Origin of the sequence: Flavobacterium sp. RSP15 (assembly GCF_003968755.1) — a bacterium.
Classification (GTDB): Bacteria; Bacteroidota; Bacteroidia; order Flavobacteriales; family Flavobacteriaceae; genus Flavobacterium.
Map to the genome: position 1 here is coordinate 52075 of NZ_RYDL01000012.1, position 25497 is coordinate 77571.

Genomic DNA, 25497 nt, shown 5'->3' on the forward strand with positions numbered 1-25497 from the left:
GGCTGTTTTTTTTTTAGCAGGAACGACTGATAATTTAATTGGTTAATAGTTTAAGTGGTTAACTGGTTAATCGTTTAACTGGTTAATCGTTGAAGTGGTTAAGTGGTTAACTGGTTAATCGTTTACTATTTCGTTAATCGATTAAATCTTTTTCTTTAAATGGTTAATCGTTTACTTCTTCGTTAATCGATTAAACTTTTTTTTTAAATGGTTAATCGTTGAAGTGGTTAACTGGTTAATCGTTTACTATTTCGTTAATCGATTAACCCTTTCCTAAGCGATTAAACGATTAATCTTTTCTTAACCGATTAATCTTTTCTCATCGATTAAGCGATTAAACTTTTCTTAAACGATTAAACCTTTCTTAAACGATTAACCCTTTCCTAACCGATTAAAACTATCATAATTTACAACGAAGTTTTTCATTCTACATTAGTATTTATTTTCCAATAGCCACCCGTTTTAGGCACGCCTTTGAACTCTATCTTATTTTCTTCTCTTAATGTTTTTATCCAGCGTTCTATCGTTCTTTGCGTAACTTTGAACTGTTTCTCCATAGCTAAAGCATTAGTTCCTGGATTATTTTCGATAAAAATAAGAAGCGTTTTTACACCGACATTTACACCGACATCTACACCGACATTTACCTCCTCATTTTCCCGTACACTTATTTTTTGCTTGGTGTAACGCAGCGTCAACAGAAAGCCACTCTGGATTTCGCCAAACTCCATTTTCATAGTTGGGTATTCCTTTATCTCTTTACGAATTCGTATCAATCCACTACCGTATTTTTCAATATCACCAGTGAGATAAAACGCCTCAGCTATCAATTTGTTGCGGGCATGGGCTTGCTAATTGTCTTTATTAAGTTCCTCTACGGTAACATTTCCATAAAGAATTCCCGGATTATAAAAAGTGATATAATTGTCGAAAATTTTTATTTGGATGTCTATGAGACTCATATAATCCCGATGAATAATCGCATTGAGCACTATTTCTCGCAATGCAGGAAGCGGATATTCGAAAATTTCCGTCCGTTGCGTAGGCATTCCCGTTATCTCAAAAGCCACTTTGATCTGACCTATGATATAGCGCATGGTTTCTTCGACTGCGTCAAACAAGGTTCCATTCAGCATCTTGTCGTCAATAATCAACGAAGGCGTTTTTAATCTACCGAGGTGAACGTTATACCCTGTAGTTTCTTTGCCAAATAGCAACCATGCTGCATTAGTAATTCCTTTTGCATCCACTAATTTCAGTTTTTGTAGGTTTTCTATCCAACTGCCATCCAATTTGAATCGCCCGGTAGCATTTACTTTTTCGATAAATACAGTCACTTTATATGAATCTAAATCTTCCAGACTTTTCCCCTGAGCGGGGTAGGAATCCCAGAAAAGCTGTAAAGATTGCAAACTCAAATTCGTTATTTCTATCGCCGAAAGTTGGTGATTCGAGTTGTTAACCCGTTTGTAATACCTTCCTTTAAATGAAACTGGTTTTACGGGAAACTCATTTACCCTTAAACAAACGACTTCTTTCCCTTGGATAATTAAGGGTTCTATATCGGCAATGATACTGGGTTGTGTTTTATTTTTTATTTCATTTATCTAATTTGCGATCGTTTCCTTACCTATGAAAAAATTAGGAACCGGATTTCCTTTATCATCTAGACCTATATGTACTTTTCCTCCCTTGGTGTTGACAAAGGCACACAATGTTTCTATCGTAGTTTCATTGAAGCTGGATTTGAATTCTGTATGTTGGTTTTCTGTTTTCAATTTATTGTCCGGGGACTGTTTTTGGTCTTTTGTTGAATGAGTTAAGTTTTTAACTGGATAATCGGTTACTATTTCATTATCTGATTAAACTTTTTTCCTTTAAATGGTTAACTGCTTAATCGTTTAACTGGTTAATCGTTTACGATTTTGTTAGCCGATTAAACCTTTTCCTTTTAAATGGTTAATCGTTTAACTGGTTAACTGGTTAATCGTTTACTATTTCGTTAACCGATTAACCCTTTCTTAAACGATTAAACCTTTCTTAACCGATTAAACTTTTCTTAACCAATTAACTCTTTCTTAAACGATTAAACTTTTTTCTCTCTTTGACAACTGTACTAAAACAGTTTCGTCTACGAAATTATCAATAAGTAGGATCGATTTTTTTGCAGATTTTATCAGTCTGGAAACAAAGGAATGTGCATCGAAAATTTGTCCGTCATAGAAAATCCCTTAATTAGGAGGTAAATTTGTTTTTAAAATCAAATCAAATTCATGGTTTTTATTTTCCAAAGAACCTACTTTTTTTTCTAAAACATCCATTCGATGATGAATAGCATAGCCTTTGAGCAGATAGTTTTTCAGAATTTTATTTGCCCAAATACGAAACTGAACCCCTCTATTTGATTTCACTCGATAACCTAAAGACATAATCATGTCCAAATTATAAAACTCTACTTGATACGTTTTACCATCACTAGCAGTTGTCGCAAATTTTGCGACAACTTGAATTCCTTCAAGTTCTTCTTTGAGTGCATTAGAAATATGCTTGCCTATAGTTTTAATATCACGATCAAACAAATCAGCGAGTTGAATTCGATTTAACCACACCGTTTCATCTTCAATACGAACCTCAATTTGACTTGTCAGAATTTCAGATTGATAAATGATGATTTCGTTGTTGATTATTTTTTGCTTGGTTGTTTTTTTAAATGGTTAATCGTTTAAATGGTTAACTGGTTAATCGTTTACTACTTCGTTAACCGATTAAACCTTTTTCTTTAAATGGTTAATCGTTTACTATTTCGTTAACCGATTAACCCTTTCTTAAACGATTAAACCTTTTCTAACCGATTAAACTTTTCCTAAACGATTAAACTTTTCCTAACCGATTAACCCTTTCTTAAACGATTAAACCTTTTCTAACCGACTAAACTTTCCCCTACATCTTAACTTCCTTAAATGCATTTACATTCTCCAAAAACCAATCGTAGGTTCTCTGGATTCCTTCTTCCAACTGCACTTGGTGTTTCCATCCTAGTGCGTGCATTTTGGAACTGTCCATTAGTTTTCTGGGTGTACCGTCCGGTTTGCTGGTGTCCCAAATAATTTCTCCTTGATGTCCTGTGATTTTTTGAATGGTTTTGGCCAACTGTGTGATCGTCAAATCTTCTCCGGTACCCACATTATATAAATAGTCCGGTAACTTATTCTCTAAAGCAAAAACAACGGCCTGCGCCATATCCTCTACAAATAGAAACTCTCTCATAGGCGTTCCGCTACCCCAAAGGGTTACCGGAGCCTGATTGTTTTCCTTGGCTTCATGAAATTTGCGCATCATTGCCGGTAAAACATGTGAGCTGTTTAAATCGAAATTATCATGAGTGCCATATAAATTGGTAGGCATTAAGCTCACATAATCCTTTCCAAATTGCTTCCGAATCGCCTCACAAGCTTTGACTCCCGTGATTTTTGCAATAGCGTACCACTCGTTTGTAGGTTCCAAGGGACCTGTGAGCAAGTATTCCTCTTTCAAGGGTTGTGGTGCCAATTTAGGATAGATGCACGAACTTCCCAGAAAAATAAATTTCTCGACACCCGATTGTAAAGCGGTATCAATAAGATTATTCTGGATTTGCATGTTTTCCATCAGAAATTGGTACGGAAAATCATTATTAGCCAATATCCCTCCTACTTTTGCAGCTGCATCAATAATGACTTCTGGTTTTTCAGCAGTCAAAAAATCGCTCACGGCTTGCTGGTTTCGCAAATCCAGTTGCTTGCTGGACATACCTATCAAATTCGTATAGCCTTTAGCAGTCAGCGTTCTCCAAATGGCACTTCCCACCATTCCATTGTGTCCTGCGATATATATTTTAGCCTCTTTATTCATAACTGCTATTTAATTTAACAAATCAGAATTTACTTTTTCTAACTCGGCATACACATTTTTAACATCTTGAGAATTCTCCTTTTGAAGAATCAAATTAGCAGTATTCGTATAGACGAAAATAGTGTTTTTCATTCCCACAAATGCCGTATAATTTGTATTGCCAATCACCATATTTCCATTGGCATCAATAGAATGCCCCGTTGCCACTAAATAGTCGTAGACCGATTCGAAAGAACCCAAGTCCGACCATGAAAATTCAGACACGACCACTTTTATCTTTTTACTGCGCTCCATTACCGCATAATCAATACTGATGGATGGTATATCCATGGATAAAGCCAAATCTAGATTTCCATTGCTGTTGTTGTCCCAGGCAATTTTAGATTTTTCATAGACTTCCGGGTTATAGGTCTTTAATTCCTCCAGAAAAATGCCTGCTTTGAAACAAAACATCCCGCTGTTCCATAAAAAATTGCCTCTGGCTATAAAATCTCTTGCAGACACCTGATTGGGTTTTTCCCGGAAGGAAACCACATCCTCGCCCTTGCGCTCAATATATCCGTATCCCGTTTCCGGTTTTGTCGGAATAATACCGAAAGTAACAATAAAACCGTTAGAAGCCTTTTCTACTGCTTCCTGAATCGCCTTATTATAGTGTTCCATGTCGCCTATGATATGATCCGAGGGCGTCACGATTAAAATAGCCTCCGGATCAGAAGCTAGTGCAGCAAAAGCGATGGCTGCAGCCGTGTTTCTGGGGGTTGACTCAATAATATCAATATATGGTGTATTGGATTTTTCTAGAATGTGCCGACTTAAATGACAGTTATCACTATTTCCCACAACCATAACCTGGTCCACCAAAGTACGATTCCGTTCGACAGTCATTGCAAATAACGATTTACCTTCAAATAAATCTAAATATTGTTTGGGTTGACTTTTGCGAGATAGCGGCCACAATCGGCTTCCCACTCCTCCGGTAAGGATTACATGTGTTACTGCAGGCTGTTTTTTCATACTATTTTTTATGCAATTAGTGCTTATAAGTGACTTGCTACCTCGATTTGGGGTTTACAAAACAGCCTATTGGCGACTATTTTAATTATATTTCTATGTAGACAGGAATTAAATTCCCTTTTTTTCTTTCACTTCTCACCATTCACTTCTCACCTTTCACTTCTCACCTTTCACTTCTCACCATTCACCACTCACCATTCACTTCTCACCACTCACCATTCACTTCTCACCATTCACTTCTCACCATTCACTTCTCACCACTCACCATTCACTAAAAAACACTACTTCTCTTTCAACAATTCTTTCTCTGCGACTTCTTTTCTCAAGCTGCTGCTTGAAAAGCGATGGTCTCGTATGTTGAAAAAAAGTGCTATCCCCTTTTCTTCGCAGTAATTTCGTCCCGTAAAATTCTTGTCTTTGTACTCATCGCCTACGATGCGTACATCAAGTTTGAACGAACGTAAAATATCTTCTAAATCTTGTTCCGTGGCATAAGGAACTATTTCATCTACATACTTACAGCCTTTGAGTTGAATATAGCGTTCAACCACAGATTGGGTAGGCCTGTTTTTTTCAGGACGATCGATAGTAGGATCTGTTTGCAGTCCCGCAATTAAATAGTCACACTGTCCTTTTGCTTCCTCTAACATTTTGATATGTCCGGCATGTAACAAATCAAAAGCACTGAATGTTATTCCTATTTTCATATTTTTCACTATTATGGTTTGAATCCGTAGTACTATTTACAATCTCCCATCTACTGCATCCCCTAAAACTCCTTTTACATCATACAACACACTAGTTTCTTTTTGTAACTGCGACAAATCTATCGCTAAAAAGGCAGCATGCGCCACTCCTAACACAATGGCATCAAATTTTTTATTGGGCACTGTAGCGGTTGTTTCTAATTGGTATTCGTGTTGTACTTCTGATGGGTTTGCCAAGGGATCATAAATGGTGATGACAATGCCATAATCTGCTAACGCGGTGATTACGTCCACAATTTTAGTATTGCGCACGTCGGGACAGTTTTCTTTGAAGGTGATGCCCAGCATTAAAAGTGCCGCTCCATTTATAGAAATGCCCTTTTTGATCATCAATTTTACAATTTGAGACGCTACATATTCTCCCATACTGTCATTTAGGCGTCTTCCTGCTAATATAATTTCAGGATGATATCCAAATTCTTGTGCGCGTTGTGCCAAATAATAGGGATCTACCCCAATACAATGTCCGCCCACTAATCCGGGTTTGAAAGGCAGAAAATTCCATTTGGTACTCGCTGCTTCCAAAACGGCATGCGTGTCAATATTCATTAAATTAAATATCTTGGCCAATTCGTTTACAAACGCTATATTGATGTCGCGCTGTGAGTTTTCAATTACTTTGGCGGCTTCGGCTACTTTTATGCAAGGAGCCAGATGTGTTCCGGCCGTAATAACAGATTGGTATAATTTATTCACTTTTATTCCGATCTCAGGCGTGGAACCAGAAGTCACTTTCAGAATTTTTTCGACCGTATGTTCTTTGTCTCCGGGATTGATTCGCTCCGGGGAATAGCCAGCAAAAAAATCAACATTGAATTTTAATCCTGAAAATTTTTCTAATACAGGCACACATTCTTCCTCAGTTACACCAGGATAAACAGTGGATTCGTAGATGACGATATCGCCTTTTTTTAAAACCTTACCCACCGTTTCAGAGGATTTGTATAAAGGGGTTAAGTCCGGGCGGTTATTTTTGTCTACCGGAGTGGGAACTGTAATGATATAATAATTGCAATCCGCAATAGCAGCGCTGTCTGAAGTTACTACTAATCCGTTTGTAACAGACTGTCTGTCCAATGCGCTCTGCCTCTCGACTGCGCTCGAGGTGACAAAACTTGAGACTAATACCTTGCGTAATACTTCATCCGAAATCTCTAGTGTAGTATCCGTGCCTGATTGTAAGGATGCTACCCGAGAGGCATTGATATCAAATCCCACAACAGCATATTGAGTTGCAAATAATCGGGCCAATGGAAGTCCGACATACCCTAATCCAATTACCGCTATTTTTATACTTGAATTCATTTTTTTTAAAACAATTACAATTGAATTGTACATTTTAACCCACCGCTTCGCGATTCCAACTCACAAAAATGAGCCGAAAAAGTCAACGATAATGGAGGCAAATATAACTAGAATATGTTGCCGTTTTATTTTTTATTTCTTTTCTGAAACACAAAAAAGCATAAAAAAAAACACAAACAACTAGCAATCAATACAAAACATTTGCTAAATTCATTTAAACTCCGATGAAAAATCACCTAAATCAGTGACTAAAAAAGAAGCCCTACGAAACCGATTTTAACTATACCGTACCATACTATAAATGTATCGTCTTCTTGTTTTTTGATAAGAACGGATATTTCCTTTTGAACCAGTAGGTCATTACGGTTTGTTACCCTTAAAAACTTACTTTTATTCCCGTTGCCTGTAATTATACCAAACGTCAGTTCGAGTGCAAAGCGTATCGAGAACCGTTTTTAATTATACCAAACGTCAGTTCGAGTGCGAAGCTGTATCGAGAACCGTTTTTAATTCAAAATTTTCTTGTTCTCGATACGATCCCGCCCAAAAGCAGGATCACTCGAACTGACGAAAATTATCATCAAAAACTAATTATACCCCGCGTGATATTTTAATCTATTTTATGTAAACCTACACAATCGATTTGCTTTTTACGATGAAAAATCAAAGCGCACAACCGCATGAATGGATTGAATCGTTTTAATAAACAAGCTGTAATCATCCGATTATACGCTGGATGATAGCTATAGTCCCGAGAAATATTATCGATACTGTTTTTTATAATATGACGCGTATTCACCGGAAGTCACATGATGCAACCACTCCGTATTATTCAAATACCAATCAACGGTTATTTCCAATCCCTGTTCAAAAGTAACAGAAGGTTTCCAACATAATTCCTTGTTTATTTTAGAAGCATCAATTGCATAGCGCAAGTCATGTCCCGGTCTGTCTTTTACGTAAGTGATCAATTGTGCGGAGGTTCCGGGAGTGCGTCCCAATTTACCGTCCATAATGGTACATAACAACCGAACCAAATCAATATTTTTCCATTCATTAAAACCTCCAATATTATAAGTTTCGTGATTTTTTCCGGTATGGTACACCAAATCTATGGCTCTGGCATGATCGATTACAAATAGCCAATCCCGGGTGTAATTCCCATCACCATACACCGGCAACGGCTGGTTGTTGATGATGTTATTGATAAATAAAGGGATTAACTTTTCCGGAAAATGATTGGGACCATAATTATTCGAACAATTTGTCAGGACAAAAGGAAACTGATACGTTTCGCCGTAAGCTCTTACAAAATGGTCGGAACTTGCTTTGGAAGCAGAATATGGAGAATTAGGGTCGTATGCTGTCGTCTCCGTAAATAGCCCTTCGGCTCCTAAAGAACCATAGACTTCATCCGTGCTGATGTGGTAGAATCGTTTGCCTTCTGGTGCATCGAGCCATTGTTTTTTAGCGGCATTCAGCAGGTGTACGGTCCCAAAAACATTGGTCTTTACAAAGGCAAGAGGATCTTTGATAGAACGATCCACATGGGATTCAGCGGCAAGATGGATTACTCCGTCAAATTCGTGTTTTTCAAATAAATCTGCAATAAAATCTTCGTCCGTTATGTCTCCTTTTATAAACGTATAATTGGGTTCATTTTCGATGTCAACACTGTTTTCTAAATTTCCGGCATACGTCAGCGCATCTAAGTTGTAGATGTGATATTGCGGATATTTAGTAACAAATAACCGGACCACATGAGATCCTATAAATCCTGCTCCGCCTGTAATTAATATTTTTTTCATGTCTATTTTTATAAAGAGTAGTCTTGATCCATACTCCTGTTAGTTACATTTTTTTGTCCCATTGCGCAAAGTCGAGAGGTAAAATTAATTATACCCAACAGCTTAATTTCTTACTGGTTTAAAAATCAATCCTAAATGAACCCTTTCATCAAGACCGGTGCGCTTTACACCGTATCGATAAAACTCTTTTCGGTTCTGTTAAAAATCAAAACTCCCACTAAAAACACTAGTATTGTAATCAAAAAGGTATATCCCAATCCCAAAACAGATATGTGTCCAACATCCAGCAGCATGTATCGTGTCGTTTCGATCACATACGCCAAGGGATTGTAGGCTATCAGCCAGCCGTAATCCGGCAATTTTTCTTTGATGAGTGCCATTGGGTACATTACAGCAGACAAATACATCAATAATTGTACTCCAAAACCAACCAAATTACTAAAATCTCGGTATTTAGTGACTAAAGAAGAGATAAACATTCCCAGTCCCAATCCTAAAACTCCCATCATGACGATCAGTAGTGGAAAAAACAAAGTCGCTGTATTCATCCCAATGGTAGCTCCTTGGGTATAATAATAGCCGTAAAAACAAATGAATATAAAAAATTGAATTCCAAACTTCAATAAGTTGGAAACAACAATAGACAGCGGTACAATAATACGAGGGAAATATACTTTCCCAAAAATACCTGCATTACTTCCAAAGGTATTCGAGGTACCATTGAGACAGGCCGTGAAGTAATTCCAAACGGTAATACCGGCCAAATTAAACAAAAAAGGCGGCACGGTTCCGGTATTGATTCCGGCCACATTATTAAAAATAATAGTAAAAGTAATGGAGGTAAACAGCGGTTGAATCAGATACCAAAGTGGCCCTAAAACCGTTTGCTTATAAACGGTCACCACATCCCTTTTTACAAAAAGCAGCAGCAAATCTCTATACTGCCATACTTCCTTCAGGTTAAGGGAGAAAAATTTATTTTTAGGTGTTATTTCAAACAGCCAAGTGGTGGTGTTTTGTTCGGAATCGTTCATTGGTTCATGCTAAAATGCTACTTTTTGTTGTTCTTTCCGTGCGAAAAAAGTTCTGTTTTCTACTACTAAACTCAATTGTATTCTTACGAAGCAAATATAAATAATTTGCATTAAGTATTGTTTAAAAAACAACTTGTTCACATAATTCTTTTTTGCAGCGTCAGAATCGTGCGGAACAGTAGCGCTACTTAAATGATTTTCCAGAAACACTTTCTTTGCTTGTGAATCCGGCAACACCCCCAAGCCATTCCATGCAGGAACGGCATTTATCCATCGGATTACGGTGGCTGCAATTTATTGACCGGAAACGTTTGAAAACATCATGTGTAATTATACCAAACGTCAGTTCGAGTGCGAAGCGTATCGAGAACCGTTTTTAATTATACCAAACGTCAGTTCGAGTGCAAAGCGTATCGAGAACCGTTTTTAATTCAAAATTTTCTTGTTCTCGATACGATCCCGCCCAAAAGCGGGATCACTCGAACTGACGAATATGATCATCAAAAATCAATTACAATTGCATGGGTACTTCCATCAACAGGATTTCGGCACTAGCGGAATTAGCGGTAATTTTAATAGCATTAGTATCCCAGATTCCTACTCCGTCTCGCTCGTTTAAAGCAATGTTTCCTATTGTAAAATCGCCTTTCAAAACAAAAGCGTAGATTCCGTTTCCGGGTTTTTTTAATGCATACGTGGCAGCAAAATTCTCGTCGAATTTCCCTATATGAAACCACGCATCTTGATGAATCCAGACACCTTCATCCTCAGGATTTGGGGATAGAATTTGTTGGAGTTTATTGTGACGGTCGTTTAAATCTAAAGTAACTTGATCATAACGAGGCGTTACATTTTTTTTATTTGGATAAATCCAAATCTGCAAAAATTTAACCAGCTGGTCTTTATTTTTATTGTATTCGCTGTGAAAAATTCCCGTACCGGCACTCATGGCCTGAATATCCCCTTCCTTGATTACCGTAATATTGCCCATACTGTCATGGTGTTCTAAATCGCCTTCGAGCGGAATAGAAATGATTTCCATATTGTCATGCGGATGTTTCCCAAAACCCAGCCCCTGATTGACTCTGTCATCATTGAGCACGCGCAATACACCAAAATTCATTCGCTCCGGATTTTGATAATTCGCAAAACTAAACGTATGATACGATTCCAGCCAACCGTGATTGGCATGACCTCGCGTGTTTCCTTTGTGCAAAACAAAATGCGTAAGTACTCCTTCTGTATTTTTATCTGTATTTTCCATTGTCCTATTCTTTAAAAATATAATGCAAAGGTGCGTCAAAAAAAAGGCATTTGCATTGAACCAGGACAAGAAATGAAAAATTATGAGACTTTAAAGTTTTGCCATTTTGGTTCTCACTTTACTTAAAAACTCAGCCGAAATCCCCAGATAAGAAGCAATGTAATGCTGGGCAACGCGCTGCGATAGTGTGGGATACTGTTCCAGAAACTCTATGTATTTCTCGGTCGCTGTTTTAGAAATAGTATGAAATAAACGGTCTTGCGTAACGGCCAGACTGCGCTGCATCAGGATGCGGAACGCGCGTTCAAACTTTGGTGCTTTGGCAAATAATTCTTCTTTTGCTTCCGGACTAAACAGCAAAAAATCACAATCTTCCAACGTTTCGATATACACACGGCTTGGTGCATCTTCGTATATATTAAAAGAAATATCGCTCACCCACGAATTCTCGAGCGCAAATTGCAGAATAACTTCAAAACCATTGTCGTCAATATAATATTTCCGGACACAACCTTTGATGACAAAAGCTTCAAAATGACACATTTCGCCTTCCTGAAGTAAAACCGTTTTCTTAGCAACGGCTTTATATTCCAGCAAAGAATTGAAAATTTCTAGTTCTTTGGGTTCAAAAGTGACATAACGACTTATGTTTTTATTAATTTGGGGATACAATAGTTTCTCGTTTAGAATTTAAAGATAGCTAAATACCCTTAAAAAATGACTCGTAAATACATTAAATTAGCAAGATTTCCTCAAAAAACAAAATCTGCTCTCGATTAAATTCCTATTTTTGTTCCAATAAAAACATAATAAAAAAATTTATGCTCATTATAGGAATTGCAGGTGGTACAGGAAGCGGGAAAACAACCGTTGTACATCAGATTATGAATGAATTACCACAGACAGAAGTTGGTATTATTTCACAAGATTCATATTATAAAGAAAATCACGGACTCTCCTTTGATGAAAGAGCATTGATCAATTTTGATCATCCCCGAGCCATTGATTTTGAGTTGCTAGTGGCCCACCTCAAAGAATTAAAGGAAGGAAATAACATTCACCAACCCGTTTATTCCTTTGTAACCCATAACCGGTCTGACGATACCGTTTTTACTCATCCCAGAAAAGTGATGATTGTAGAAGGAATTTTAATCTTGGCCAATCCCGAATTAAGAGAATTATTTGATGTAAAAATATACGTTCATGCCGATTCTGACGAACGATTAATCCGACGCATGAAACGCGATATAGTGGAACGTGGCCGTGACATGAATGAAGTCCTTAACAGATACCAAACCACATTAAAGCCAATGCACGAGCAGTTCATTGAACCAACCAAGGCATTTGCTGACATCATTATTCCAAATGACAAGTACAACACGGTAGCCATTGATGTGGTGCGCGCAGTAATAAATCAAAAAATTCTGTGATTTAGTTGTAATTTTAACAGAATAAGTATTAGGAGCTATTTCCCGCTTTCCGTTGCAATCTTTTAGTAGGTGAATCTTCCTTCGTCAGTATCACCACTAAAAGGATTTCCACTATAATCGGGGCTAAAAAAAATAAAAAAAATGACAAATCCATATAAAGACAAACCTTGGTTTAAATTCCTGAGCAACAAATATGTCTGGGTCCTGTTATTCTTTTCGTCTTGGATGATTTTTCTGGACAACTATTCGTATTTTGATCATCGCATTTTAGACAAACAAATTGAAGATCTGGAAGACAATGCAGAATATTACAAAGACGAAATAAAAAAAGACAAAGAAAATATCAAGCAATTAAACAATTCCGAACAAATAGAAAAATACGCCCGAGAAAAATACTATATGAAAAAAGATAGTGAAGACATTTACATCATCGAATTTGAAGGCGACACGATTCAAAAATAAAATCCCATTCCCAACCATTCCCAAAGGGAAGGGAGTGTACAATTTATAGTAATTATTAAAAACAGAACACCAAGTTTCGGTTCCCTCTCCTATGAAGAGGACTGGAGTGAGGAAAATGACTAACAAAATGGATACAAACCTTTTCGATGATTTCAACCCCATTTCCTCCAAACAATGGAAACAAAAAATCCAATTTGAACTCAATGGAGCGGATTACAATGAAACCGTAGTTTGGAATTCTCCGGAAGACATTCAGGTAAAACCTTTTTACCACAAAGAGGAGTTTACAAAAGTATTCCCCGTTACCACAAAAGCAACAGAATTTAGAATTTGCCAAAATATATTTGTCTACGACCTTGAAAAATCAATAGAACGGGCATTAGACACACTGAATCGCGGGGCAGACAGCCTGCGCTTTACAATAGAAAACGAATCAATTAACGTTACCGATCTATTGGAAAAATTGCCTTTAGAGAACGTTACCGTTTATTTTAACCTGGGATTTATTTCAATCGATTTCGTCAAAAAAATTGATGTTTTTGCAAAGAAAAATAATACTACTATTTTCTGTAATCTGGATCCAATTGGGCAATTAGCCAAAGATGGAAACTGGTTTACAACTAAAGAAAAAAGCAATTTTGACACTCTGAATTTGCTTTCGGCAGCAACAACATCGGTATCGCTACTTAGTATCAACGCTGCGTTGTATCAAAATGCCGGTGCCACTATGGTACAGCAAATTGCCTATAGTGTAGGACAAGCCAATGAGTATTTCAATAGAATTGAAACTATTAATACACCCATTGTTTTTGAAGTGGCCGTAGGAACAAATTACTTTTTTGAAATTGCAAAACTACGAGCGTTGCGCTTGCTTTTTAATCTCGTCGCCAAGGAATACAACCATACTTTAGCGTGCAACATCATCGTTTCGCCTACCAAACGTAACAAAACATTATACGATTACAATATAAATATGTTGCGCACCACCACGGAATGTATGAGTGCCATTATTGGCGGAGCGGATGCTATTGCCAATTTACCGTACGATGCTTTGTACCACAAAGACAACGAATTTGGCGACCGCATAGCGAGAAACCAATTGTTGATTCTAAAAAATGAAAGTTATTTTGACAAAGTCAACAATCCGGCAGACGGCAGTTATTATATCGAAAACCTAACCAATCAAATAGCGGAAAAAGCATTGGCTTTATTCAAAGACATAGAGGCAAATGGCGGTTTCCTGAAACAACTTAATGACGGAATCATCAAAAGAAAAATTCAGGAAAGTGCGGATACCGCGCAGGAATTATTTGATTCTGGGAAAGAAATTTTATTGGGAACAAACAAACATCCTAACAAACAGGATAAAATGAAACATGATTTAGAATTGTTTCCTTTTGTAAAAGTCAAACCAAGAAAAACCTTGATTACACCCATAATCGAAAAACGTCTGGCAGAAAAAACGGAACAGGAACGATTGGATCTTGAATAGTAAGCCCGACGCTGTTATTTAATTTAATACCATTGGAAAAGAGTATATTTACTTTGCTAAAAACATAAAATAATGGAAGCCATAAGACAAATCGTTAAGGTGAAAAATCACAAAATAAGCATCACACTGCCGGATGATTTTAATGCTGATGAAGTTGAAGTGATTATTCTTCCAAAGTCGAATACTTTAGAAATCCCTCAATGGCAAATGGACCAAGTTAGAGAAAGAACTGAGAAATATCTTAAGAATCCATCTTCAGCTCAAGATATTGATGATTTTCTAAAAGATATTGACGGTGGGTTATAAAATTGTAATTGTAGAGGAAGCTAAACTTGATTTCAAAACAGCTTTGGATTGGTACAAAGGCATTCACCCTAAATTGGGCGATACGTTCTCCAATTCGTTCAAGGAAAGTTTAAAAATAATTAAGTCAAATCCATTACTTTTTCAAATAAGATATGATAAGACCAGAGTAGCTTTAATTGAAAATTTTCCATACTTAATTCATTTCAACAGCTACGAGAACATAATTGTCATTACAGCTATTTTTCATACTTCAAGAAATACTGAAATATGGACTGAAAGGAATTAAAATTTCAAAAAACTATAATCTTTGTACTAAACAAATGAAAAGAAAAGATTTACAACACATACAATTAGAAAGTACAGCGCTAAAAGTCGAACATGAAAATGCTGTGGCTGATACATTTTTAACTGCAGAAGGAATAGAAGTAAAACCTACGTATTCAGAACAAGACGTAAAGAATCTTACCCATCTTGATTTTGGAGCTGGTTTTGCTCCCAATTTACGTGGCCCATACACCACAATGTACGTCCGCCGACCATGGACGGTGCGTCAATATGCCGGATTTTCAACTGCCGAAGAAAGTAATGCTTTTTACAGAAGGAATCTGGCTGCGGGTCAAAAAGGACTTTCCATTGCTTTTGATTTACCTACACACCGTGGCTATGATTCCGATCATGAGCGCGTAGTGGGCGATGTGGGAAAAGCAGGAGTTGCCATTGACTCCGTGGAAGACATGAAAGTATTATTCGACCAAATTCCGCTTAATGAAATGTCCGTTTCTATGACAATGAATGGCGCTGTTTTACCTATTATGTCTTTCTATATTGTAGCCGCCGAAGAACAAGGCGTAGCACCCGAGTTGCTTTCCGGTACAATACAAAATGACATTCTCAAAGAGTTTATGGTCCGTAATACCTATATTTATCCGCCAACGCCCTCGATGAAAATCATTGCTGATATTTTTGAATTTACCAGCAAAAAAATGCCCAAATTCAACTCGATTTCCATTTCTGGCTACCACATGCAAGAAGCGGGAGCCACGGCTGATATTGAACTGGCGTACACGCTGGCCGATGGATTGGAATACATCAGAACTGGATTAGCAACCGGAATGAAAATTGATGAATTCGCCCCACGACTGTCCTTTTTCTGGGCGATTGGAATGAACCATTTTATGGAAATTGCCAAAATGCGCGCAGGAAGAATGATCTGGGCGAAATTAGTAAAGCAATTTGAACCAAAAGACGATAAATCATTAGCGCTACGAACCCATTGTCAAACTTCGGGATGGAGTTTAACCGAGCAAGATCCCTTTAACAATGTGGCAAGAACCTGTATTGAAGCAGCAGCAGCAGCTTTTGGAGGTACACAATCTTTGCATACCAACGCTTTAGATGAAGCAATTGCGTTACCAACAGATTTCTCGGCCAGAATTGCCAGAAACACGCAACTTTATTTACAAGACGAAACTAAAATTACTAAAACGGTTGATCCTTGGGCAGGCAGTTATTATGTAGAAAGTCTGACAAATGAAATTGCTGAAAGTGCCTGGAAACTCATTCAAGAGGTAGAAGAACTGGGCGGTATGACCAAAGCTATTGAATCCGGAATTCCGAAACTTAGAATCGAGGAAGCAGCAGCCAGAAAACAAGCGAGAATAGACAGCGGGCAGGATATTATTGTGGGCGTTAACAAATATAGATTAGAAAAAGAAGACCCTTTACAGATTTTGGATGTGGACAATCAAATGGTCCGCAAGCAACAATTGGAACAATTAGACCGAATCAAAGCGACCAGAGCTACTGAAAAAGTGCAGGAATCGCTGAAAAAATTAATCCTTTGTGCACAAACTGGTGAAGGAAATTTACTGGAAATAGCGGTTGAAGCCGCTCGAAACAGAACTACGCTGGGAGAAATCAGCGATGCGCTGGAAACAGTTTTTGGAAGATACAAAGCACAAATTAAATCCTTTAGCGGTGTGTATAGCAAAGAAATAAAAGACGACAAAAGCTTTGAAAAAGCAAAACAACTGGCAGATGAATTTGCAAAAAAAGAAGGACGTCGCCCTAGAATCATGATTGCCAAAATGGGACAAGACGGGCACGATCGTGGCGCTAAAGTGGTAGCTACCGGGTATGCTGATGTAGGTTTTGATGTTGACATTGGCCCGCTTTTTCAAACACCAGCCGAAGCGGCCAAACAAGCGATAGAGAATGATGTGCACATCCTGGGAGTTTCCTCACTGGCGGCAGGACACAAAACGCTGGTACCACAAGTTATTGCAGAACTTAAAAAATACGATCGAGAAGATATTATGGTCGTGGTAGGTGGTGTGATTCCGGCACAAGATTATCAGTTTCTATTTGATGCCGGTGCGGTTGCCGTTTTTGGCCCTGGCACAAAAATCAGTGAAGCGGCTATTAAGATATTAGATATTTTAATGGACAGTTTCGACTAAAACTACAGCCTATTATTTTGACTCAAAATTTAACAACATCAATCGAAAGGTTGGTGTTTTTTGCTTTAAATCAGATGCCTACCCGCTAAACGGACTACGTTTATAAAACGGAACAAAAAACACTTATTATTTTGATTCTTTTAAGCATTGCAATCGTATCAAATGTTCAAGAAACGGAGAAAGCAAAAATCAAAAATAGAAGGAAACCATCAATTTGGTGCTGCGTCCCAATAGAGAAATCCTTAAGGCTAAATAATTCGACTATATGATAAAAGAAAAGAGGCCGTCAAATAATGGCAGCCTCTTTTTTTAAGATAAAAAAGGAATTAAGTAATAACCATGGTATAATGTCGTATTTTAAAATCAGGATAAAATTATGTAACAATCTGATTTAAAATTGTTTTACTTAAAGTTAATTCTTTTGACTTTACGACTTTTAAACTTTCGACTTACTTAAATGTTTTTTGCCTTTGCATTATTATCCGCAATAATACACGAAGTATCATACCCGCCAAACATTTTCATATAGCTTTTTATAGAGCTACCATAAGCGTCTCTAAAATTTCGTTTTCCTTTATTTTTAAAATATTTTTTTACAGAACCCGCTCCGCCAAGGTGAGCTGCCGCTAATATCCCGGATTCGGTAACGAATATTCCGTTTAATATAGTGCCTTCGTATTTTTCAATTTCTCTTTTCAGCTCCCATTTGTTTTTCGCCAGTAGCGCTAGAAATGCTTTTTCCTGTAATTCAGGGCTGTTCAAAAAGGCAGACCGATTATAGATTCCAACCGACTTAAGTGTCTCAATACCAAACTGATATTTTCCCATATATCCCAGGGAGTTCACTTTTTTGTATTTACTTTCGGATTCTCTATATCCAATAGCTTCTTTAAAACCGATAAAGAAATTTCCAGTAAAAGGAATGTTTAGTTTGGTGTATTCATTTTGTTCTTCAGAAGGAAATAAGTAGTGCGCTCCCTCATCTTCATTAATAAGAAACCAAGGGCTGGTTTCTAGGTTAAACGGTTTAAAACCTGAGCTTAAAAAAACTGTAATCACAGTCATACCTGCGTAAAAAGACCACTTCTTAATCATAAATTGTTTTTCTTCAAAACGCTGTCCCGTTAAGAAATTTCTATGCGCAAAGATACAACAAAAATAATAATACTGATAATCAAGTAGTTAAACTTTTCTAAAAATAAATGAAGTGGTATTTTATATCGTTAAAACGCACGAATTCAATTGTAGGTGCGGGAATTTTAACCGTGTTCAGAACGGAAAAAACAGTCTTTAAAAAATGGGACCGTGTCTTTATTTTCGTCAGATCAACATCAATACTCAAATAAAACTGTCGGAATCTTTGTGCATTTGTAGTTGAAAAAGCGTTATTATCGCTATTTCCGGTCAGCATTCCTTCGGCTCCGTAACCCAAAGCTACATTTAGCCATTTTGGAATCTTGGAGCATTTTGCAAAAGAGTGTAAATTAACAGAAAGCCAATAGGTTTGACCATTATAGTCTTTTAAAATTTGCTCTGTAAAAGAACTGCCCAAAACTTCCGGTCTGTAATTGGCATATTGGGTGGTATGAAAAGAGAATTTAGGGGTAATACGCTGTTCATTCCAGATCAATTCCTGAGAAATGTATAAAGCGGTTCCTGAAGCATTGGCAATTATATCACCATAGGAAGCACCCCACGCAGCCGAATATCCATCCAGAACCTCAACGGCGGTAAGAAATACAAAGCCCAGACCTGCTCCATATACCAGTTGCTTTTTTTTTGAAGCTCCACTCCACTGCAGCATTTGGGCACCAAGACGTCCCAGATGATACGAAGAAAATACATGCCCAGATTTGTCCATCTGCAGCCAATCAGTATTGTCATTTATAAAATGAAAATCAGATTTGGGATAATCAGCGTACCAAAGTTGGTTTAAACCGATCAGCGTTCCTGCGGTCAAAGCAGCTTCAGCAACAAACACCCCTTTTTGCTTTTTCCTATTCAAAGAATCGGAGGGTTTAAAGAAAGATTCGGCACGCTCTTGGGCAAATACAGTTTGGAAACCCACTAAAAATAAATATAAAATCCCTTTTTTTAATCCCAAAACTATCTTTTTACGCCTTGGCTGTTGATCCAATCCGAATATTTTTTGGCGTTTTTATTGTGTTCCGTTAATGTGGCAGCAAACTCATGGTATCCAAAACGTTCCACGCTGGCACAAAAATAAATAAAATTGTTTTTCTCAGGATCCAAAACCGCTTCCATGGCTGTAATATCAGGCATAGCGATAGGTCCAGGAGGCAGTCCTACGTTCATATAGGTATTATACGGATGTGCCTTTGTCAGATCTTTGTAGAAAACCCTTTTGATAACCTGATCAAAATCGTTTGCTTTCTTCTTTATCGCAAATATTACCGTAGGATCTGCCTGCAATGGCATTCCCGTTCGCAACCGATTGAGATACACGCCGGCTATTCGTGGTCTCTCGTCTTTTTTTACGGATTCTTTGTGAACAATTGAAGCCAGAATAGTCGCTTCGATGGGTGTGAGTCCCTGTTTTTGCGCTTTGGCAACTCTTTCCTTGTTCCAAAAATTACGGTATTCCTTAATCATTTTATCACGGAATTTTTCAGCGGTAGTGTTCCAATAAATCTCATATGTATTTGGAATAAACAGTACCAAAACAGTCTCTTTATTGAACCCGTTTTCTTTCAAGAAAATAGAATCTTTGAAGGAAGTCAGTAATGACAGGCTATCCGCTTCAATTTGTGAACCTACACGCCCGGCTAAATTCTCAATACGTTCCTGATTATTAAAAGCCAACTTTACTGCTGAATTAAGACGCAATGTTTTTACCAGTTCATAACTGTTCATTCCCTTTTTGAATAAAAAACGTCCCGGAATTACATTATCGGAATAGCCTCGTTTATTGGCCACCATCTCAAAACGATCCAAGTTTTCGACATACGGAGCAATTATTTTTTTGACCTCTTCGTAATTGGAATCCGTTGGGACGTACACATACACTTCGTTCTCTGAGAATTTAGTGTTAGAAGAAAAAATTTGGCGCAAAATAACCAATCCGTATAGCATCAGTATTCCTATTAAAACAACAGCGGTAATGGTAATAATTTTCTTTAAATTCATATATGGTATTTTTATTGGAAAAGTAGTATTTTTAACTTTAGTTTGAAATTATGATGAATTAAAACTACATTTTTTAAAATTTAGTATTGATCAATTGAAAAACAGCTTCGTCTTTATAAATACCATTCACAAAAGTCCACTCTTTTTTGACGCCTGTCATTTTGAATCCAAATTTAGTAAAAAGTGCTTTACTAGCTTCATTTTCGGTTCCAATATTTGCATATAACTGGTGTAAATTTAGATTATAAAAAGCATATTCAATTAATAATTCCAAAGCTTCGGAACCAATATTCTGTTTTCGATTTTTGCTTTTTTGAATGACAATACCTACTCCCGCCCTGTTATTCTTTGGATCAAAATCAAATAAATCGATCAAACCCAGGGCCGGGAAATCCTGATCCTGACAAATAGCCAATCGCAATTGCTTGGCTTCATAAATATCCTGATGGGCATTTTCTAAATATTGCTTGACTAAAAACCGGCTGAATGGCGTATGCGTATTGCTGACTTCCCAAATGCTCTGGTCGTTTTCTATGGCATATACAAATTCCAGATCATTGGGCTCTAATGCCCGAATGTAGATATTGTCTCCTTTTAATGTTTTCATTTAGGTTCTTGGTTTTGGGTTTTGGATTTTGGGTTTTAGGTTTTAGTTAAATCTCGATTGTTCCTTTAAACACAAACTCTGCTTGTCCCTTCAGAAAAACATTAGTGAATTTTCCTTCTCCTTTATCAAAAGAAACGACTAATTTTCCACCTTCTACATTTATATCGATCGAAGTAGCATTTGTTTTTCCAATAACGTTCATGGCAATTGCTACTGCTGTTGCGCCTGTTCCGCAAGAAAGTGTTTCATCCTCTACGCCTCTTTCATACGTTCGCATAGAGAAAGTGGCATCGTCAATTTGTTTGACAAAATTGATGTTACTTCCTGCTTTCCCGTACAAATCTCCATATCGAATAGCAGCTCCGTTTTCCTTGATATTGTAATTTTCCAGATCGTCTACCAGTTGTACATGATGCGGCGATCCCGTATCTAGAAACACATGATCTGTACTGACTTTTACGGCATCAACATCAATCATTTGTAATGATACTAATCCGTCATCGCCAATTGTGGCGTGATGCAAACCATCTGTGGCTATGAAAGTAGCTTTATTCTCAATTACCTGCAGCTTTTTGGCGAAAGCCACTAAACAGCGTCCACCATTGCCACACATGGAACTTTGGTTTCCATCGGAATTGTAATAAACCATTTTGAAATCGGTGGTCGTTGCGAGATTCGAAGCAATCGTATCGTTTTCCAATAAAATAAGACCATCGCCTCCTATTCCAAAACGTCTGTCGCACAAGTGCGCTATCAGTTGTGTATTCTCTTTTGGAAAAAAATTCGAACGATTATCAATCAGGACAAAATCATTTCCTGTTCCTTGGTATTTATAAAATTGTAGTTGCATTTTAATTTCTATTGTGTGCTACAAAAGTACGAACTATTAATGAAATGTTAATCATTGTTAAAGAGCGTTAAACTGTATTTTAGGACGCTATTTTATTTTTAATTTTACAAGTAAATATCTTAATAAACGAATTTAATTATGAAATTGCCATGACAGAAGCTGTCGCAAACACCAATGAAGATCTGGCGATGCCATATTCCTATAAAAAACAAATATTATCTACATATGAAAAAAATTTCAACTCTTTTTTTGGTTTCGTTGTTGAGTGGGGGAGTCACACTTGGCGCTTACAAATTATTATTTGATACCAATGGGTATTTTTCCAGTGAAAAAAATGCCTTGGTAACCGCTGCGTCTGATTCGTATAAAACGAAAGTAGGACTGTCTCCCGAGATTCTTGATTTTACCGAGGCTGCAGAAAAAACAATTCATACCGTGGTACACGTAAAAAACGTCTCCCGCAGAACGATCACCAATCCCATTTTAGAATATTTTTATGGGTATAAAGGCGGACAATCCCAGGAACAAGTAGGAACGGGTTCCGGAGTAATCATTTCTGAGGATGGTTATATAGTGACCAACAATCACGTCATCAAAGGCGCATCAGAAATTGAAATCACCTTAAACAACAAAAAATCATACATGGCAAAACTCATTGGAACCGACTCTAAAATGGATATTGCTTTATTGAAAATTGATGCGAATGAAAAATTACCGTATACTGTTTTTGCCAATTCTGATTCGGTTAAAATTGGCGAATGGGTTTTGGCTGTCGGAAATCCGTATAATTTAACCTCTACGGTAACTGCCGGAATTGTTTCGGCGAAAGCCAGAGATTTAGACACCAGCGGGATCCAATCTTTCATACAAACAGATGCTGCGGTAAACCCCGGAAACAGTGGTGGTGCCTTAGTAAACACGCGTGGTGAACTGATCGGAATCAACACGATGATTTCCTCCATGACCGGTTCTTATGTAGGATATTCGTTTGCGGTTCCTTCGAATATTGCCCGAAAAATCATTGAGGATCTCATGGAATACGGGAATGTACAACGCGGAATTCTTGGGGTTGAAGGAGGCGAACTAAATAGCATGACTTCTAAAGAACTGGGAATCAACCAAACACAAGGCTTTTACATTAATAAAGTCACCAAAAATTCAGGAGCTGAAAAATCTGGACTTGAAAAAGGAGATGTCATCATCAAATTAGACGAACTAAAGGTGGCTACTTTTGCGGATCTTTCCGGATACATCAATACGAAAAGACCCAATGACAAAATACAGGTTACCTATATCAGAGATGGAAAAACAAGAGTGGTTCCTGTAGTGCTTAGCAAAAATGAATTTTTCAGCGCCGAGTTTAAAGGCATCGAATTAGAAAATATTGAGGCTGCTGACAAGCAGAAATTCAAAATCGATTATGGCGTGCGAATCAAATCAATAAGCAGCCAAAATCTGAAGCAATACGAAGACGAGCTGGTGGGAAATATTATCTTGAGTATTGACAATGTCAAAGCTACGGATGTTGCAACGGTATCCCAACTTTTAAGTAAAAAAGAAGAAAACCAAACCGTACGCATCGAAATGATTACTAAAAACGGAGAAGTCATGCGTGTAATTCTCTAACGCATTCCTGTTTTAAAAAAACCAAAGCTATCTTGATATTTCAGGGTGGCTTTTTTATTTTTAAAATAAATCCAAAAATAGCTTACGAAATCGATTGAAATCGGTATTTTTGCGCCAAATTTTAAAAAATACAATCCTTTATTTTCATTAAATTTTCAACATGGCAACTACAACTTTATACGAAAAGGAAGTTTCTTTTCAAGCCGACAGGCGACGTGCAGGAGTAAAACTGATTAAAATTATCAGCGATTTATGGTATGATAAATCCATTGAGATGGTTTTATTTAGAAACCCGCTAATCGACAGGAATGTCAGTGATATTATCAACCTGCATGAATATGCGGCTGAATTTGTAGGCAAACCCATTTCAGTATTTGATTCGGTTAAAATTGCAAAAGCGATTTTAGAATTGAATCTACCGCCTGCAAAATTAGACATTGGAAAACTGACGTACGAATATGGTTTAGAAGAAGATACATATCCTGACGCCAAGTATTTTGTCATTGACAAATTAAAAAATGCCAAAAATTCAGAGGAGATTCAACCAAAAGATGTGGTGCTGTATGGTTTTGGTCGCATCGGTCGTTTATTAGCCAGAGAATTAATGTCGAAAACTGGAAAAGGAAGTCAATTGCGATTGCGCGCTATTGTGACACGCGATAAAAATGATGCAACCACACTAGAAAAAAGAGCTTCTTTATTGCGTTACGATTCTATTCATGGTGATTTTCAAGGTTCGGTTACTGCTGATCCTGAAAACAATGCTTTGATTATCAACGGAACCACCGTACACATTATAACGGCAAACGGACCTGAAGAAATTGATTATACGCTTTTTGGAATTGATAATGCTTTGGTTATTGACAACACGGGTGCTTTCACCACACACGAAGCACTAAGCCGCCATTTGGTTTCCAAAGGTGTGGAAAAAGTATTGCTTACCGCTCCCGGAAAAGGAGTTCCTAATATTGTTCATGGCGTAAACCACAACGAATACAACCCGGATGAAATCAATATTTTTTCGGCTGCATCGTGCACTACGAACGCTATCACGCCAATCTTGAAAGCTGTTGAGGATACTTTGGGCGTTGTCAAAGGACATCTGGAGACCATCCATGCGTACACAAACGACCAGAATCTTGTGGACAACATGCACAAAAAATACCGTCGTGGAAGAGCAGCCGCTTTGAATATGGTGATTACCGAAACGGGTGCCGGAAGTGCTGTTGCAAAAGCATTGCCTTCATTAGAGGGAAAATTAACGTCGAATGCCATTCGGGTGCCGGTTCCTAATGGCTCTTTGGTCATCTTGAATCTGGAGGTATCCAGAGAAACATCACTGTTAGAAATCAATGCGATTATGAAAAAATATGCATTGGAAGGCGAATTGGTCGAGCAAATCAAATATTCGTTGAACAACGAATTGGTTTCTTCGGATATCGTAGGAACATCAGCTCCTGCCATTTATGACAGCAATGCCACTATTGTTTCAAAAGACGGAAAAAATATTGTGTTGTACATTTGGTACGACAACGAATACGGATACAGCCATCAAGTCATTAGACTAGCTAAATACATTGCCAAAGTAAGGCGTTTTACGTATTACTAGCCTGCCGTTTACAGGTTGTGGATTTGCGGTTGTAATTTTTTTTTTTTTAGTTTTAGTCCCTTAGTTTTAAATTTGGAACGACCGCAACCCGACCTGAATTCAATAGAAAATCCGTCCCGTTAGGAAAAACGAGACGGATTTTTTTGTTCCTATTACACCGAATTGGCACGCTGATGACGCGGATTTTTTATGTGTGTTACTGTTATTACTGTGTTGAATTGGCACGCAGATGACACGGATTTTAGCGGATTTTTTATGTGTGTTAATTTGTCATTATTGTGTTGAATTGGCACGCAGATGATACGGATTTTAGCGGATTTTTTATGTGTGTTAATTTGTCATTACTGTGTTGAATTGGCACGCAGATGACACGGATTTTAGCGGATTTTTTATGTGTGTTAATTTGTTATTACTGTGTTGAAT

General features: G+C 37.5%; 23 protein-coding genes and 2 pseudogenes. 8 read left to right on the plus strand and 17 right to left on the minus strand.

Annotated elements, in window-relative coordinates; all coding sequences use genetic code 11:
* Positions 1-422: 422 nt before the first annotated feature.
* From EKM00_RS12030 to EKM00_RS12085, 12 genes and pseudogenes are all read right to left on the minus strand, one after another.
* Positions 423-833 (minus strand): annotated as a pseudogene (locus tag EKM00_RS12030) (hypothetical protein); the annotation flags it as partial.
* Between the two features lie 18 nt (positions 834-851).
* Positions 852-1412, minus strand: coding sequence for a hypothetical protein (locus tag EKM00_RS12035; RefSeq protein ID WP_126516359.1), 561 nt, complete (start codon positions 1410-1412; stop codon positions 852-854).
* Between the two features lie 39 nt (positions 1413-1451).
* A pseudogene (locus EKM00_RS15210) lies at positions 1452-1778 on the minus strand (AlbA family DNA-binding domain-containing protein); the annotation flags it as partial.
* A 453-nt stretch (positions 1779-2231) separates the two neighbouring features.
* Positions 2232-2579 carry a RhuM family protein gene (rhuM, locus tag EKM00_RS12045; protein WP_233592290.1) on the minus strand — a complete coding sequence of 116 codons (348 nt, stop codon included), beginning with the start codon at positions 2577-2579 and terminating at the stop codon, positions 2232-2234.
* A gap of 361 nt (positions 2580-2940) precedes the next feature.
* On the minus strand, positions 2941-3891 hold the full coding sequence (locus EKM00_RS12050; RefSeq protein ID WP_126516362.1) for a GDP-L-fucose synthase family protein: 951 nt from the start codon (positions 3889-3891) through the stop codon (positions 2941-2943).
* 9 nt (positions 3892-3900) lie between these two features.
* A complete protein-coding gene (locus EKM00_RS12055; protein ID WP_126453817.1) occupies positions 3901-4908 on the minus strand; it encodes a mannose-1-phosphate guanylyltransferase in 1008 nt (335 codons plus the stop codon).
* Between the two features lie 281 nt (positions 4909-5189).
* A complete protein-coding gene (locus EKM00_RS12060; protein ID WP_126453818.1) occupies positions 5190-5615 on the minus strand; it encodes an adenylyltransferase/cytidyltransferase family protein in 426 nt (141 codons plus the stop codon).
* A 36-nt stretch (positions 5616-5651) separates the two neighbouring features.
* Complete coding sequence (locus EKM00_RS12065) at positions 5652-6980, minus strand: nucleotide sugar dehydrogenase (RefSeq protein WP_199734689.1); 1329 nt, start codon at positions 6978-6980, stop codon at positions 5652-5654.
* A gap of 761 nt (positions 6981-7741) precedes the next feature.
* Entirely contained in the window at positions 7742-8788 is a 1047-nt protein-coding gene (gene rfbB / locus EKM00_RS12070; RefSeq protein WP_126516363.1) for a dTDP-glucose 4,6-dehydratase, read from the minus strand.
* A 164-nt stretch (positions 8789-8952) separates the two neighbouring features.
* Complete coding sequence (locus tag EKM00_RS12075) at positions 8953-9822, minus strand: ABC transporter permease (protein WP_126516364.1); 870 nt, start codon at positions 9820-9822, stop codon at positions 8953-8955.
* Between the two features lie 511 nt (positions 9823-10333).
* Complete coding sequence (locus EKM00_RS12080; protein WP_126516365.1) at positions 10334-11086, minus strand: pirin family protein; 753 nt, start codon at positions 11084-11086, stop codon at positions 10334-10336.
* Between the two features lie 90 nt (positions 11087-11176).
* The gene (locus tag EKM00_RS12085; RefSeq protein WP_126516366.1) at positions 11177-11758 is read right to left on the minus strand and encodes a Crp/Fnr family transcriptional regulator; all 582 of its coding nucleotides are present in this window, start codon (positions 11756-11758) and stop codon (positions 11177-11179) included.
* A 149-nt stretch (positions 11759-11907) separates the two neighbouring features.
* On the opposite strand from EKM00_RS12085, the gene udk reads away from it, so the two are divergent.
* The 6 genes from udk to scpA all read left to right on the plus strand — a co-directional run bounded on the left by udk (position 11908) and on the right by scpA (position 17235).
* Entirely contained in the window at positions 11908-12516 is a 609-nt protein-coding gene (gene udk / locus EKM00_RS12090; RefSeq protein ID WP_126456031.1) for a uridine kinase, read from the plus strand.
* Between the two features lie 141 nt (positions 12517-12657).
* A complete protein-coding gene (locus EKM00_RS12095) occupies positions 12658-12978 on the plus strand; it encodes an FtsB family cell division protein (RefSeq protein WP_126456033.1) in 321 nt (106 codons plus the stop codon).
* A 127-nt stretch (positions 12979-13105) separates the two neighbouring features.
* Positions 13106-14470 carry a methylmalonyl-CoA mutase subunit beta gene (locus EKM00_RS12100; protein ID WP_126516367.1) on the plus strand — a complete coding sequence of 455 codons (1365 nt, stop codon included), beginning with the start codon at positions 13106-13108 and terminating at the stop codon, positions 14468-14470.
* A gap of 72 nt (positions 14471-14542) precedes the next feature.
* Positions 14543-14776 carry a hypothetical protein gene (locus EKM00_RS12105; protein ID WP_126516368.1) on the plus strand — a complete coding sequence of 78 codons (234 nt, stop codon included), beginning with the start codon at positions 14543-14545 and terminating at the stop codon, positions 14774-14776.
* Positions 14766-15062, plus strand: coding sequence for a type II toxin-antitoxin system RelE/ParE family toxin (locus EKM00_RS12110; RefSeq protein WP_126456040.1), 297 nt, complete (start codon positions 14766-14768; stop codon positions 15060-15062). Before EKM00_RS12105 ends, EKM00_RS12110 begins: the two co-directional genes overlap by 11 nt.
* A 34-nt stretch (positions 15063-15096) precedes the next feature.
* On the plus strand, positions 15097-17235 hold the full coding sequence (scpA, locus tag EKM00_RS12115) for a methylmalonyl-CoA mutase (protein WP_126516369.1): 2139 nt from the start codon (positions 15097-15099) through the stop codon (positions 17233-17235).
* Between the two features lie 453 nt (positions 17236-17688).
* On the opposite strand, the gene EKM00_RS12120 is transcribed toward scpA, so the two are convergent.
* The 5 genes from EKM00_RS12120 to dapF all read right to left on the minus strand — a co-directional run bounded on the left by EKM00_RS12120 (position 17689) and on the right by dapF (position 21839).
* Positions 17689-18330, minus strand: coding sequence for a peptidoglycan-binding protein LysM (locus tag EKM00_RS12120; RefSeq protein ID WP_126516370.1), 642 nt, complete (start codon positions 18328-18330; stop codon positions 17689-17691).
* Between the two features lie 97 nt (positions 18331-18427).
* Complete coding sequence (locus EKM00_RS12125; RefSeq protein ID WP_370453938.1) at positions 18428-19372, minus strand: DUF2279 domain-containing protein; 945 nt, start codon at positions 19370-19372, stop codon at positions 18428-18430.
* Positions 19342-20382, minus strand: a complete 1041-nt coding sequence (gene mltG / locus EKM00_RS12130) for an endolytic transglycosylase MltG (protein ID WP_126516371.1) — start codon at positions 20380-20382, stop codon at positions 19342-19344. The genes EKM00_RS12125 and mltG overlap by 31 nt, the downstream gene beginning before the upstream one ends.
* A 73-nt stretch (positions 20383-20455) precedes the next feature.
* Positions 20456-20989 (minus strand): GNAT family N-acetyltransferase, encoded by a 534-nt coding sequence (locus EKM00_RS12135; protein ID WP_126456048.1) that lies wholly within the window; start codon positions 20987-20989, stop codon positions 20456-20458.
* A gap of 46 nt (positions 20990-21035) precedes the next feature.
* Positions 21036-21839, minus strand: a complete 804-nt coding sequence (gene dapF, locus EKM00_RS12140) for a diaminopimelate epimerase (RefSeq protein ID WP_126516372.1) — start codon at positions 21837-21839, stop codon at positions 21036-21038.
* A 225-nt stretch (positions 21840-22064) separates the two neighbouring features.
* Between dapF and EKM00_RS12145 the strand changes: the two genes are divergently transcribed.
* Positions 22065-23465: a trypsin-like peptidase domain-containing protein gene (locus tag EKM00_RS12145; RefSeq protein WP_126516373.1), complete on the plus strand. Its 1401-nt coding sequence runs from the start codon at positions 22065-22067 to the stop codon at positions 23463-23465.
* Positions 23466-23625: 160 nt separating this feature from the next.
* Complete coding sequence (locus EKM00_RS12150) at positions 23626-25074, plus strand: glyceraldehyde-3-phosphate dehydrogenase (protein ID WP_126516374.1); 1449 nt, start codon at positions 23626-23628, stop codon at positions 25072-25074.
* Positions 25075-25497: the final 423 nt, after the last annotated feature.